Annotated in this window: 12 protein-coding genes, 1 tRNA gene and 1 other RNA gene; 7 read left to right on the top strand and 7 right to left on the bottom strand. The window is 70.3% G+C overall.

Annotated elements, in window-relative coordinates:
• Positions 1-77: 77 nt before the first annotated feature.
• From ACFYPG_RS12690 to ACFYPG_RS12680, 3 genes are all read right to left on the bottom strand, one after another.
• Positions 78-1,742 carry an ABC transporter substrate-binding protein gene (locus tag ACFYPG_RS12690; protein WP_355006031.1) on the bottom strand — a complete coding sequence of 555 codons (1,665 nt, stop codon included), beginning with the start codon at positions 1,740-1,742 and terminating at the stop codon, positions 78-80.
• A gap of 314 nt (positions 1,743-2,056) precedes the next feature.
• Complete coding sequence (recR, locus tag ACFYPG_RS12685; protein WP_124856597.1) at positions 2,057-2,650, bottom strand: recombination mediator RecR; 594 nt, start codon at positions 2,648-2,650, stop codon at positions 2,057-2,059.
• An 8-nt stretch (positions 2,651-2,658) separates the two neighbouring features.
• Positions 2,659-2,967, bottom strand: coding sequence for a YbaB/EbfC family nucleoid-associated protein (locus ACFYPG_RS12680; RefSeq protein WP_007466279.1), 309 nt, complete (start codon positions 2,965-2,967; stop codon positions 2,659-2,661).
• Positions 2,968-3,168: 201 nt separating this feature from the next.
• Between ACFYPG_RS12680 and ACFYPG_RS12675 the strand changes: the two genes are divergently transcribed.
• On the top strand, positions 3,169-3,927 hold the full coding sequence (locus ACFYPG_RS12675) for a DUF998 domain-containing protein (protein WP_387351922.1): 759 nt from the start codon (positions 3,169-3,171) through the stop codon (positions 3,925-3,927).
• Here ACFYPG_RS12675 and ACFYPG_RS12670 read toward each other — a convergent pair.
• Both ACFYPG_RS12670 and ffs read right to left on the bottom strand, forming a co-directional pair.
• The gene (locus ACFYPG_RS12670; protein WP_387351921.1) at positions 3,905-7,324 is read right to left on the bottom strand and encodes a DNA polymerase III subunit gamma and tau; all 3,420 of its coding nucleotides are present in this window, start codon (positions 7,322-7,324) and stop codon (positions 3,905-3,907) included. The two genes, ACFYPG_RS12675 and ACFYPG_RS12670, sit on opposite strands and share 23 nt — an antisense overlap.
• A gap of 226 nt (positions 7,325-7,550) precedes the next feature.
• Positions 7,551-7,640: signal recognition particle sRNA small type (gene ffs / locus ACFYPG_RS12665), an RNA gene on the bottom strand.
• 82 nt (positions 7,641-7,722) lie between these two features.
• Here ffs and ACFYPG_RS12660 point away from each other — a divergent pair.
• A tRNA-Ser gene (locus tag ACFYPG_RS12660) sits at positions 7,723-7,807 on the top strand.
• Between the two features lie 140 nt (positions 7,808-7,947).
• On the opposite strand, the gene ACFYPG_RS12655 is transcribed toward ACFYPG_RS12660, so the two are convergent.
• Positions 7,948-8,190, bottom strand: coding sequence for a flavin reductase (locus tag ACFYPG_RS12655; protein WP_387351920.1), 243 nt, complete (start codon positions 8,188-8,190; stop codon positions 7,948-7,950).
• Positions 8,191-8,388: 198 nt separating this feature from the next.
• Between ACFYPG_RS12655 and ACFYPG_RS12650 the strand changes: the two genes are divergently transcribed.
• Positions 8,389-9,156 carry a Scr1 family TA system antitoxin-like transcriptional regulator gene (locus tag ACFYPG_RS12650; RefSeq protein ID WP_387351919.1) on the top strand — a complete coding sequence of 256 codons (768 nt, stop codon included), beginning with the start codon at positions 8,389-8,391 and terminating at the stop codon, positions 9,154-9,156.
• On the top strand, positions 9,147-9,338 hold the full coding sequence (locus tag ACFYPG_RS12645) for a DUF397 domain-containing protein (RefSeq protein WP_387351917.1): 192 nt from the start codon (positions 9,147-9,149) through the stop codon (positions 9,336-9,338). The genes ACFYPG_RS12650 and ACFYPG_RS12645 overlap by 10 nt, the downstream gene beginning before the upstream one ends.
• Positions 9,339-9,375: 37 nt before the next feature.
• Here the strand turns inward: ACFYPG_RS12645 and ACFYPG_RS12640 are convergent, their stop codons facing one another.
• On the bottom strand, positions 9,376-10,023 hold the full coding sequence (locus tag ACFYPG_RS12640; protein ID WP_387351915.1) for a DUF1349 domain-containing protein: 648 nt from the start codon (positions 10,021-10,023) through the stop codon (positions 9,376-9,378).
• 157 nt (positions 10,024-10,180) lie between these two features.
• Between ACFYPG_RS12640 and ACFYPG_RS12635 the strand changes: the two genes are divergently transcribed.
• The 3 genes from ACFYPG_RS12635 (at position 10,181) to ACFYPG_RS12625 (ending at position 12,317) form a co-directional block, all read left to right on the top strand.
• A complete protein-coding gene (locus ACFYPG_RS12635; protein WP_387351914.1) occupies positions 10,181-10,735 on the top strand; it encodes a hypothetical protein in 555 nt (184 codons plus the stop codon).
• Positions 10,736-10,828: 93 nt separating this feature from the next.
• Positions 10,829-11,323 (top strand): hypothetical protein, encoded by a 495-nt coding sequence (locus tag ACFYPG_RS12630; RefSeq protein ID WP_387351912.1) that lies wholly within the window; start codon positions 10,829-10,831, stop codon positions 11,321-11,323.
• Positions 11,324-11,567: 244 nt separating this feature from the next.
• Entirely contained in the window at positions 11,568-12,317 is a 750-nt protein-coding gene (locus tag ACFYPG_RS12625) for an SDR family oxidoreductase (protein ID WP_387351911.1), read from the top strand.
• Positions 12,318-12,339: the final 22 nt, after the last annotated feature.

Below are 12,339 nucleotides of genomic sequence, written 5' to 3'. Positions count from 1 at the left end.
CCTCGAAGGGGTGCGGAGGGTTGCGGGCGAGCGCTGTGCGACAGCGCCCGCCCGCGTTCCTTGCGTCAGATCAGGACTTACTTGAACTCGGCGGTGGCGAAGCGCTCGTCGGTGAGCGGGCTCGCCTTGACGCCGGTCACGTCCTTGCCGAACACGATCGCCGGCGGCGAGTGCGAGATCGGCACACCCGGCAGGAACTCCATCACGGACTTGTTCAGGGCCTTGTACTTCTCGGTCCGGGCCGCGATGTCGGCGGTGGTGTCCGCGTCCTTGAACTGGTCGAACAGGGCCTTGTTGTTGAAGCCCCACTCGTCCTTCGGCCGGTCGAAGAAGGTGCCGATGAAGTTGTAGGCGTCGCCGTAGTCGCCGGTCCAGCCCAGGAAGTGGATGTCGTGCTTGCTACCCGAGGTGGTGGCGTTCAGGTAGTCCGGGCTCCACTTCAGCGGGATCGCCTCGACGGTGATCCCAACGGCCTTCAGGTCCGCCGACAGCAACTCGAAGATGTCCTTCGGGTTCGGCATGTACGGCCGGGTGACCTCGGTCGGGTAGTGGAACTTCAGCGTCAGGTTCGACGCGCCCGCCTCGGCCAGCAGCGCCTTCGCCTTGGCCGGGTCGTAGGTGTACTTCGGAACGTCGCCGTTCCAGCCCTCGACGGTGTCCGGCATGAAGTTGTCGGCGACCTTGGCGCCCGGCGGCAGCTTGGAGGTGACCAGCTGCTGACGGTTCAGGGCGTACGCGATGGCCTGCCGGACGCGGACGTCGGCGAGCTTCGGGTTGCCCTTCTGGTTCATCGCCAGGTAGAGCACGTTGAACGCCGGGCGCGTGAGCATGTTGAAGCCCTCGCTCTTCAGCGGCTCGACGTCGGCCGGGCCGACCAGGTCGTAGCCCTGGATGTCGCCGGAGCGCAGCGCCTGCTTGCGGGCGTTCTCGTCCGAGATCGTCTTGAAGATGAGGGTCTTCAGCTTGGCCTTGGCGCCCGAGTAGTCCTCGTTGCGCTCCAGGGTCAGCGTCTTGTTGGCGACGTCCCAGGCCTTGAACTTGAACGGGCCGGTGCCGGTCGGGTGCGCCGTCGCGTACGCCGGGTACTTGATGTCCTCGGCGGTGCCCGCGACGTTGCTCGCGTCGAACTCCTGCAGCGCCTTCGGGCTGTGGATGGAGAACGAGGGGAGCATCAGCGCGGCCGGGATCTTGCTGGAGACCCGGGTGAAGGCCAGGTCCACGGTGGTGGCGTCCTTGGCGGCGCAGGACTTGAAGAGGCTCGGCGGGAGCTCCGCGTCCTCGTTCTTGGCGAAGCCACCCATGACGTCCTGCCAGTACGCGGTCACGTCCGGGCTCTGCATGAGGCCCTTGGCGTTGTACCAGCGGTTGAAGTTGACGCAAACGGCCTCGGCGTTGAAGTCGGTGCCGTCGTGGAACTTCACGCCCGAGCGGAGCTTGAAGGTCCAGGTGGTGCCGGCGGCGTCCGGGGTCCAGGACTCGGCCAGGCCGGGGGTGACCTTCGTGCCACCCTCCTCCGGTCGGACCAGGGTCTCGAAGACCTGACGCGCCACACGCAGCGACTCACCGTCGCTGGCGAAGCTCGGGTCGAGCACCTTCGGGTCTCCGGCGACGCCGAAGATGAGGGTGTCCTTCTTACTACCGCCGGATTTGTCGTCGTCGCGGTTGCTCTCGGCGCAGCCTGCTACCGCGAGGGCCGCGACCGCGATGGCCGCGATCGCGACCTTCGGCCTGGGTGCACGCATGTGTGCTTCACCTCGTCCTTGGGGGTACGGACAACGTGGTGACAGGGGTCACCGATGGCGGTGACCATAGCTCCCGATGCGTCCACCCGGAAACCGCTGAGTGGACGGTTGGTATCGGATCGTGCCTCAACCGCCGCTTGACATTCGATTCTTAGGTAAACAGCGGCAAAAACCGATCAATCAGCACCCGTGATGCCAAACTGTTACGTCGAACAGCCCCGATGAGGGCACAGGTGTCAGATCATTTCCGGGCAGAGACGCAGCGGTGGCCGGCACCCGAACGGGGTGCCGGCCACCGGCCGTACGTCAGGCGATCAGACCGCGCGGCGCCCCTCGAAGGCCCGGCCGAGGGTGATCTCGTCGGCGTACTCCAGATCGCCGCCGACTGGCAGCCCGCTGGCCAGCCGGGTCACCGAGATGCCCATCGGCTTCACCATCAACGCCAGGTAGGTGGCTGTCGCCTCGCCCTCGGTGTTCGGATCCGTGGCCAGGATCAACTCCCGAACCCCGCCACCACCGAGCCGGATCATCAACTCCCGGATGCGCAGGTTGTCCGGGCCGATCCCCTCCAGCGGATTGATCGCGCCACCCAGCACGTGGTAGCGACCGCGGAACTCACCCGTCCGCTCGACGGCCACCACGTCCTTGGGCTCCTCCACCACGCACAGCACCTCGTCGGTGCGGCGCGGGTCGCGGCAGATCCGGCACTGCTCGGACTCGGCCACGTTGTAGCAGGTAGTGCAGAACCGCACCAGCTCCTTGACCTTGCGCAGCGCGCCGGCCAGCCGGTTGACGTCGGCCGGATCCGCCGAGAGGACGTAGAACGCGATCCGCTGAGCGCTCTTCGGACCCACGCCCGGCAGCCGACCCAGCTCGTCGATCAGATCCTGGATGGCACCTTCGTACATCTGCCGGCTCAGAAACCGGGCAGGCCGAGGCCGCCCATGCCGCCGGCGACCGGGCCCATCTTGCGCTCGGTCAGCTCCCGGGCCGCCTCGGCGGCGTTGTGCACGGCCGCGACGACCAGATCCTCCAGCGTCTCCACGTCGTCCGGGTCGACGGCCTTCGGGTCGATCTTGATGGCCTTGAGTTCACCGGAGCCGGAGACCGTCGCGGTGACCAGCCCGCCGCCGGCGGTGCCGGTCAGCTCGGCCTCGGCCAGCTCGGCCTGGGCGGCGGCGATCTGCTGCTGCATCTTCTGCGCCTGCTTCAGCATCTGCTGCATGTTCGGCTGTCCACCTGGGCGCACGGGATGGCTCCTTCTCGCACTCGTCTGCTCGACCGCCGCTCAGCCTATCCGCTGGGACCGACCTCGCCCCGCCCGGTGCGTCCGCCCACGCCGTGGCTTCGGGTACGGCTACCCCTACCCCGAACCGGCCATCTGCTGGTAGTGCGCCCATACCCGTCGCACTGGTCTGCTCAAGGCATGAACCTCAACCGCACCGGCCGGGTCGGCGCACTGTGCTGGCTCGCGGCCTCGCCCGTCTTCCTCGTCGCCAGCCTGATCACCGGTCTGCGGTGGCGCGAGCCCACCTACAGTTGGGCCACCCACAACATCAGCGACCTCGGCAACGCCCACTGCGGCGTCTGGGACACCACCCGCCCCCGCTACGTCTGCTCACCGTGGCACCCGTTGATGAACACCGCGACACTGGCCACCGCCGTCCTGCTCGCCGGCGGGCTCCTGCTGACCTGGCGGGTTCTCGGCCGCGGCCCGATGGTGCGCACTGCCCAGACACTCCTACTGCTGGCCACCGGCGGATACGCCCTCGTGGCCCTCTACCCGGCCGACATTGACGAGAACCTGCACGTCCTCGGCGCAGTCCTGATCATGGGGATGGGCAACGTCGGCCTACTCCTCGCCGGCCTCGCACCACGCAGCACGACGCTCGGCAGGTGGCGCCGACTCACCCTCACCGCCGGGCTCATCGCGCTGGCCGGAACGACACTGTTCGCCGCCCAACAGGGCTTGGGGCTCGGGGTGGGCGGCATGGAACGAGTAGCGGTGCTCCCGTTCCCCCTCTGGGCCTGCGCCCTGGGAGTCCTCCTAGCCGAAACCCCCCAACCGCGCACCCCCGTCGGCGTCGATCATGGAGTTATGGTGCCCAAGAAGAGCACTGATGGGCGATTTGCCACCCACCACAACTCCATGATCGACGGCGTTAGCGGGCGTCGATCTCGTTGATTTTTTCGGCGCCGAAGGTCTCTCTGAGGAGGCGTACCGCCTGCTCCTCGCTGGACTCCCGGGCGGTCTTCTCGTCGATGATCTCGTCCAACGGCTCGTCGCCCGGGTCGAACCCCTCAAAGGCCGGGGTCGCCGCCGGTGCCGCGCCGCCAGGCCGGCCGCCGGCCCGCGCCGGGCCGTCGAAGTCCGGGTCGTAGGGCGGCTCGCCGGCCCATTCGGCGTCCGCGACGGGCCGGGCTGCCGCTCCGGTACGCGCACCGCGCCCCGCCGCCGCCGCGCGAGCCGCGGCGATGGCGCTGCTCACCGGCGCACCACCGGCTGTCGCCGGCTGCCGGGCCGCCGGTGTCGGGTTACCCCGCCCGCCCGGCTTACCGCCACCGGCCGCCGCCCCGGGCCCACCCGAACCACCGGGTCCGGTGCCATTCGCGCCGCCGCCGTTCGGGCCGCTGCCGTTCGCGCCGCTGCCGTTCGCGCCGCTGCCGTTGGTGCCGCTGCCGTTCGCGCCGCTGCCATTCCCGGCGTTCCCGTACCCGGTGCTGCCATTCGCGCCGGTCGACGCCGGTGCGGAGTGAGGGCTCGACTCGTTTCCAGCGGACGCGCCGCCAGGTCGGGCGGCCTCCGGCCAGTCCTCGTCATCAGTAGCCTCGGCGGCGAGGCCACCGCCGCCTGGGCGCGCCGCCTCCGGCCAGTCGCCGTCGTCGTCCGCCGCCGGGGCGGACGACGCTGCGCCCCGCCCACCAGCACCGTGACCACCAGCCCCGTGACCAGTGGAACCCGCACCGACACCGGCACGCGAGGCCGAGCCGGCAGCGCCGCTCGGGTTCGCGGCGGTCGGCGAGGCGTTCGTCGGACCGGCGGCGGTCGGGGCGTTGGATGGCCCGCTTCCAGGCCCGGCGGAGTTCGCACCTGGCGCTGCGTTCGAGCCTGACCCAGCGGTCGAGCCAGGCGCGGCGGTCGAGCCAGGCGCAGCGGTCGAGCCAGGCGCAGCGCTGAAGCCCGGTGCCGCGCTGAAGCCCGGCGCAGCGGTCGAGCCAGATGTGTTCGACCCTGACGCTGCATTCGAGCCAGGCACAGGGTTCGAGCCAGACGCAGCGCCCAAGCCAGGCGCGTCATTCGAGCCATGCGCAGTGTTCGAGCCATGCGCAGTGTTCGAGCCGGGCGCGGGGTTCGAGCCAGGCAGGGCGTTCGAGCCGGGCGCGGGGTTCGAGCCAGGCACGGCGTTCGAGCCGGGCGCGGGGTTCAAGCCAGGCACGGCGTTCGAACCAGACGCGGCGCTCGAACCAGGCACGGCGTTCGAACCAGACGCGGCGCTCGAACCAGGCACGGCGTTCGAACCAGGCGCGGCGTTCAAGCCACGGGCAGCAGGCGAGCCAGGCGCGGCGCTCGAACCAGGCGCGGCATTCGAGCCGGGCGCGGCGGTCGGGCCAGGCGCGGCCGGCGGCGCGCTCGTCGGGCCTGCGGCAGTCGGGTTCGCGGCGGCGGGCGCGTCGGACGGGGCTGGGGGCGCGGCGGGTCGGGGCGGTGCGGTCTGCGGTGCGCGCGACGAGCCGGACAGCGACACGCCACCGCGCTCGCCGGCCACCTCGCACCGGATCTGCCAGCGCCCGCCCAACTCCTCGTAGAGCGCGTCGGTGAGCACCGCCGCGTGGTCGGCCATCATCTTGGCCAGCACTGTGGACTTCACCGTCAGCACCAGCGTGTCGCCGTCGAGTTCGCGGACCACGGCGTCGCGCATCAGGGCGGCGATCCGCTTGTTGGTCCGGTTGACCTTGCCGACCACGTCGGGCCAGACACGGCGGACCGCTACAGCGTCCAGCGCGGCGGCCGGTGCTCCGGGTCGGGGCGGCGCGGGCGTGGCCGGGTCGGGAAGCACCGCCGACGGTGGCACCACGCGACGCGGGGCCGAGCCGGCGGGCGAGACGGGTACGGCCTGGTCAGCGGTTGCCGGACCGGTCGACGCGCCGGGCGAGGCCGGGATCGGCGAGTCGGCCGGCGAGACGTACGAGACCGGTGCGCCGGAGGTCGGAGCGGGTGCCTCGGTGACCGGAGCGGCCGGGGCGGGAGCGCTCTGGGCCGGGGACGCCGCCGGGTCGACGTCCCACGGCGGTGCCGAGGTAGGGGCGTTCGCGGGTGCCGGGGTGGCGGCAGCCGGGACCGGGGTGGCTGGCTGTGGGCGTACCCCTGGGTGGTTGGTTGGCGCGGAGCCGGCGGCGGCCGACGGCGCGTCGCTGCCGCCCACTGTGAGCCGGCGTTCCATCCGTTCCAGGCGCTGGAGCAGGCCGCCGGTGGAGTCGTCCGCGCCGGGCAGCAGCATCCGGGCGCAGATCAGCTCCAGCAGCAGTCGGGGCGCTGTGGTGCCGCGCATCTCGACCAGGCCGTTGTGCACGATGTCGGCGCAGCGGGAGAGCGTTGCCGAGCCGAGCTGCGAAGCCTGGGCTGCCATCCGCTCGATCTGGTCGGCCGGGCCGTCGATCAGACCCTTCGCGGCGGCGTCCGGCACCTGCTGGATCACGATCAGGTCGCGCAGCCGTTCCAGCAGGTCGGAGGCGAACCGGCGCATGTCGTGCCCGGCCTCGGCGACCCGGTCGACGGTGGCGTACGCGGCCGCGCCGTCACCGGCGGCCAGCGCGTCGCACATCTCGTCGATCAGCGCCGAGTCGGTGACCCCGAGCAGCGCGACGGCCCGGGCGTAGCTGACCCCCTCCGCGCCGGCGCCGGCGATGAGCTGGTCGAGCACGGAGAGGCTGTCCCGCATGCTGCCACCGCCGGCGCGGACCACCAGCGGAAAGACCGCCGGCTCGACGGCGACGCCCTCGGCCTGGGTGAGCTGTTCCAGGTACGGGCGGACCACCTTCGGCGGAAACAGCCGGAACGGGTAGTGGTGGGTCCGCGACCGGATCGTGCCGAGGACCTTCTCCGGCTCGGTGGTGGCGAAGATGAACTTGACGTACTCCGGGGGCTCCTCGACCAGTTTGAGCAGGGCGTTGAAGCCCTGGGTCGAGACCATGTGCGCCTCGTCGATGATGTAGATCTTGAAGCGGCTGCTGGCCGGCGCGAAGAAGGCGCGCTCGCGCAGCTCGCGGGCGTCGTCGACACCGCCGTGGCTGGCCGCGTCGATCTCGATCACGTCGATCGAGCCGGCGCCGTCGGCGGCCAGCGAGCGGCAGGAGTCACACTTGCCGCACGGCTCGGGTGTGGGGCCCTGCTCACAGTTGAGCGAGCGGGCCATGATCCGGGCGCTGGTGGTCTTGCCGCAGCCACGGGGGCCGGAAAAGAGGTAGGCGTGGTTGAGCCGTCCGCTGCGCAGCGCCTGCGACAGCGGCTCGGTCACGTGCTCCTGACCGATGACCTCAGCGAAGGTACGCGGCCGGTACTTGCGGTAGAGCGCCAGCGTCACTCGTCCCGCCTCCTCTCGACCGAGCCATTCTGCGCCGGTCGCGCGCGGGTGACCACCCACCACCCCGGGTGCCTGGGCCTTCAGCCTTGATCGACCGGGCCACCAGGGCTTGATCGACCGGGCCGCCAGGCCTTGATCGACTCGGCTTCCTGGAAACCGCGGTGTCCGCATGGCCGGGACACCGCGACATCAGGGATGCCGAGTGGATCAACCGGCCCACAGACAAAAAGGCCTCCCGTGCACCCGGCAGAGCTCGCTTATCCTTGCTGCCTTCCGGCCCTGGGGAGGTTCACGAGATACCGCCGCACGGGAGGTGACGCCCAGCCTACCCGACCGCCCGTCGATCTTCAGGGGGTGGTGGGGTGGCCCGCCCGACACGGGCCTGTATCCTGGCTCGCGGAGGATTCGCCTAGAGGCCTAGGGCGCACGCTTGGAAAGCGTGTTGGGTTTACACCCTCACGAGTTCGAATCTCGTATCCTCCGCTCGCTTGAGCAGCACGAACGACAGGGCCGGCCCCGCGGGGACCGGCCCTGAGTCGTCTGTGCGGGGCGTCAGCCCACCACCTCGACGTGCGCCGAGAACCACACCTCCAGCTCAGCGCCGCCGAGAAGCCGGGGTGCGGTCAGGCGCGGGCGCGGGCCCAGGAGAGGAAGCGGTCGGTCAGCCGGGCCGGGTCGACGTCGGTGAGGTGTTCGCCGGCCTCTGCTTGAAGCGTCGCCAGGTAGACGGTCAACGCGAGCCGGTCGTTCCGGTACTCGCCCAGCAGTCGCAGCTTCGCCGCTGAGCAGGGCCAGGCGATGCCGCACGCGGCGCAGCGCCAGGTCGGTCGGGTCGGCAGGTGGTTCCGGTGGCGGCGGCGGGGCATGGGCGGATCTCCTTCGCGGTGGACGGGAGCCGCCCCGCCTCCCCGTCGGGGCGACCCCCGGACTGACGCGGACCGCCGGGCTCCTGCGCCTCCACCGGCCACGCCGTCTTCTGTGGACCACCCTTGGGTGCGTTACGAGACAGATACACCGCGTAGCGATATGGTTCGCAGATATTTAGGACATCCGATGGAGGAGCCGTGAACGACGCGCTTCGGGTGGCGCTCAGCGACACCGGGCACACCACCGAATCCCTCGCCGAGACCGTCGGCGTCGACCCGAAGACAGTGGGGCGCTGGTTGACCGAGGACCGCATCCCGCATTCACGCCATCGGCTGGCGGCAGCGGAGGCGCTGCACAAGGACGTGTCGGACATCTGGCCGGACACTTCAAGACGTCGTGATCCCATTTGGTTTCGTCCGTGGCAGGAGATCGAGCGCGAGGCGGTGTCGCTTCGCTGGTTCGAGTCGACAGTTCTGCCGGGGTTGCTCCAGACCGAGGCGTACGCCCGCGCGGTGCTGGGCGACGCGGGCCTGATCCCCCGCGGTGAGATCGAGCGGCATCTCACCGTCCGGCTCGGCCGGCAGGCAATCCTCAAGCGGGACGACCCGCCGCAGTTCACGGCCGTGGTGGACGAGGCGGTCATCCGCCGCCCGGTGGGCGGGCGGGCGACGATGCGCGAGCAATTGCTGGCCGTGGCGGCGGCGTGCGTCGAGCCGCACATCCGGGTGCACGTGGTGCCCAGCACGGTCGGCGCCTATGCCGGCCTCAACGGACCTTTCGTGATCGCGCACAGCCACGACCACCGGGTCGCCGGCTACCTCGACAACCAACTTCAGGGACAAGTGGCTAGCGACCCGGAGGACATCGCGGCCATGATGGCGGCATGGGAGAACGTGCGCGGCGAGGCGTTGTCCCACTGGCAGTCGGTCCAACTCATCCAGGAAGTGGCGGAGTCATGGAGCTGAACGGCGCCCGGTGGCGCAAGAGCAGCCGCAGCAGCGGCAACGGCGGCGCCTGCGTCGAGGTCGCCGACAACCTGCCCGGCGTCATCGGCGTACGGGATTCAAAGGACCCGACCGGCCCGGCGCTCGCCTTCGCGCCGACGGCCTGGCGCGCGTTCGTCAGCAAGCTCACCCGACGCACCTGACCTCCTCCCGGTCGCACGCCCCGCCGCGGCGAACAGGTCAGGATCCGTCGCGGAGATCCCCCAGACGCTCTGCCCGGAACGTGATCTCGTCGAAGGTCACGCTGCACCCCTCACCGGTCGGGGACTGGCCCGCGAAGCCGATCCGATCGCGAGACGCGTCGGGGTCGAGGAGGAAGACGCGGATCAGCTGCCAGGTCTCACCATCGACCGAGGCGTGGTACGCGTAGACCCCGTCGACCCGGGAGACCCGCAGCCACACCGACCGGTCGGGTACGACGAAGGCGTTCGCGTCGTCGGCGACGCCTCGGCAGATGACCGACACGATCATCGGGTCGCCCGCCGGGGAGAACTCGAAGCACAGCTTGGCCCAGCGCCGCTCGTCGAGCCACAGCAGGAGCACACCGGCATCGAAGGTGGCGGCGAAGTCCACGCTGACCCGGGCGCTGAACTGGAAGTCCCCCGTCGGCAGGTCCCCGAGCAGCGTCGCGGCGTTGAGCGTCGACTCGGCGCTGACCGTGGTGGTTCCGGCCGCGTTGGCGGCGCCGGTGCTGGGGTCGATGAAGATGTCCGTGAGCGGCTGCGCCTCGACCGCCACGGTGCCGGCCGCCTCGTCGACCCGCCACAGCTCGGCGGACGAGGGCACGAGCGGGAACGGCACACCGGGAACGCTCAGTTGACTGACCATGGCCAGGACCGTACAACGGTCGCCCTGCTCGCCGATGCCCACTGATCGAGCAGGGCCCGGCACGTCCATCCTCCGGCCGGTACCGTCCCAAACACCGACGACGGGAGCCCCGTCGTACACATGTTCTATCCACAGGCTGTGGACGACCGGAGGTTCCATGGCTTACCAGCTCAGCGCGGTGGTCGCGGACGTCGAGCTGCTCCGCGAGCAGACCGCCGAGCTGGATCACGCGGTCCTCGGCGGGCTGCGCCAGGACTTCGCGTTGCTGCCGGTCACCCCGCAGTTGGTGACCGAGCTGACCGGGTCGTTGCCGGATTTCGCCACTGACGACCGGAGCGCCGCGCGTCCGTTCGGCCTGGTGTTGTCGACGGCGCTGGTCGAGGTGCTGACCCGGTGGTCACAGTCGGGGCCGGTGGCCTATCTGGAGGCGGAGTTCGGTGGTGGGGTCGGCTACCAGTCGGCAGCGGTGTGGTTGGGCGGGGCGCTGTCCTGGGGCCCGTGCTTCGACGACGAGTTGAGCGCGCCGCGCGAGCATTGGCCGATCAACGGTGCGCTGATTCAGCTCGGCGTGGAGCCCGGCGCCTGGATCGACAGGTTCGCCGAACTGGGGTTGCATCTGGAGCGGAGCACCGAGGGTTGGCTGGCGCACGGGCGGCGTCGACTCAGCGCCGACTACTGGGATGAGCTGGTCGAACAGTGGGAAAACCAGTAATCCAGCGTTCGGCAGCAACCTGAACGCCCCCGTTCCGTTGGGGGACTGGGGGATTCCATGAAATTGCGACAATTTACGTTTATCGCCGCGCTGTTGACGGCTGCCTCGATCGCGGGCAGCGGCGTACCGCCCACCAGGTCGATTCCGAACGGCCGGCCCGCCGGCAACGTGGAGATCATCGATCTGAACGGCCTCAGCAACATCGAGTTCGGTGCCACCGAGGACGAGCTGACCCGACGCGGCATCCTGCGTACCAGCCTGGACGCCTGCGGGCCGATGCTCGCTGGCCACGACACGGTCAGTCCGGTCTTCGTGGAGGACAAACTCGTGCTGCTCTGGGTCGGCGACCCGATGCGGACACCCGAGGGCATAACGGCGGGCTCGCCCGTCGACGAGGTCTGGGACCGCTACCCGGAGGTCAGCCGGTTACGGGCTCCACAGGGGACACACCGGCTCGACGGGTTGCTCGCCCGCAGCGGCGACCGCGCGTACCTGTTCCTGCACGACGGGCGCACGGTCCGAAAAACCATAGCCGGGTACGCGGAGTGGGCCCGCCGCCTCTTCAACGAGGGGACGGGCCCGTGCTGAGCCGGGCTGACCTGTCGAGCCGTCCCGCTCCAGGTTGGGCGAGGGCGTCCCGCGCGTACCCCATGTCCCTTTCGGCGTAGCGGGCCACGGCCTTGCGAACACCTCCTCACAGAAAAAACCGATCGGTACAGAAATTTGTGGACCCGGTCGACGGTTACTACGGTCGGATACGTACCGCACGGTACAGAACTGCAGGAGGCCCGGCCGGCCGCGCACCACCACACGCCGACAGAGGAGATCCATCGTGGGACAGCTCGACGGCAAGACCGCCCTCGTCACCGGGGGCACCACGGGCATCGGCCTGGCCGCCGCCCGCCGCTTCGCCGCCGAAGGCGCGTACGTCTTCGTCACCGGCCGCCGCAAGGGCCCGGTGGACGAGGCCGTCGCCAGCATCGGCGCGAACGTCACCGGCATCGCCAGCGATGTCAGCAAGCTCGACGACCTGGACCGGGTGATGCGGGCGATCGAGGAACGGGGCGCCGGGCTGGACGTGGTGTTCGCCAACGCCGGCGGTGGGGAGTTCCGCACCCTCGACTCGATCACGGTCGAGCACATTGCCGGCACCTTCGACACCAACATCTACGGCACCGTCTTCACTGTGCAGAAGGCCCTGCCCCTGCTCAACGAGGGCGCGTCGATCGTGCTCACCGGCTCGACAGCCGCGAGCAACGGCACCCCGGCGTTCAGCGTCTACGCGGCGTCCAAGGCGGCCATCCGCTCGTTCGGCCGCACCTGGGCCGCCGAGCTGATCGGCCGGAAGATCCGGGTCAACACCCTCGTGCCCGGCTCGACCGAGACCCCCGGGCTCGCGGGCCTCGCACCCAGCGCCGCCGAGGCGCCAGGGTTGCTGAAGACCATCGCCTCGGGTGTGCCCATGCAGCGCATGGCCCACCCGGACGAGATCGCCAACGCCGCGCTCTTCCTCGCCTCGGACCAGAGCAGCTTCATGACCGGCGGCGAGTTGTTCGTCGACGGCGGCGAGCAGCAGCTCTGACGCGAAAACGCCCGGTCGATCC

The organism is Micromonospora sp. NPDC005553, assembly GCF_042871765.1.
Classification (GTDB): Bacteria; Actinomycetota; Actinomycetes; order Mycobacteriales; family Micromonosporaceae; genus Micromonospora.
Note: the sequence above shows the minus strand (reverse complement) of the source record. Positions and strands in the feature narration are given on the sequence as shown.

What these genes read in the sequence shown, in the direction of transcription:
- ACFYPG_RS12645 (WP_387351917.1), top strand. Translation starts at nt 9,147, where the DNA reads ATGGAGCTGAACGGCGCCCGGTGGCGCAAGAGCAGCCGCAGCAGCGGC.
- ACFYPG_RS12640 (WP_387351915.1), bottom strand. Translation starts at nt 10,023, where the DNA reads ATGGTCAGTCAACTGAGCGTTCCCGGTGTGCCGTTCCCGCTCGTGCCC.
- ACFYPG_RS12675 (WP_387351922.1), top strand. Translation starts at nt 3,169, where the DNA reads ATGAACCTCAACCGCACCGGCCGGGTCGGCGCACTGTGCTGGCTCGCG.
- ACFYPG_RS12680 (WP_007466279.1), bottom strand. Translation starts at nt 2,967, where the DNA reads ATGCAGCAGATGCTGAAGCAGGCGCAGAAGATGCAGCAGCAGATCGCC.
- ACFYPG_RS12655 (WP_387351920.1), bottom strand. Translation starts at nt 8,190, where the DNA reads ATGCCCCGCCGCCGCCACCGGAACCACCTGCCGACCCGACCGACCTGG.
- recR (WP_124856597.1), bottom strand. Translation starts at nt 2,650, where the DNA reads ATGTACGAAGGTGCCATCCAGGATCTGATCGACGAGCTGGGTCGGCTG.
- ACFYPG_RS12690 (WP_355006031.1), bottom strand. Translation starts at nt 1,742, where the DNA reads ATGCGTGCACCCAGGCCGAAGGTCGCGATCGCGGCCATCGCGGTCGCG.
- ACFYPG_RS12635 (WP_387351914.1), top strand. Translation starts at nt 10,181, where the DNA reads ATGGCTTACCAGCTCAGCGCGGTGGTCGCGGACGTCGAGCTGCTCCGC.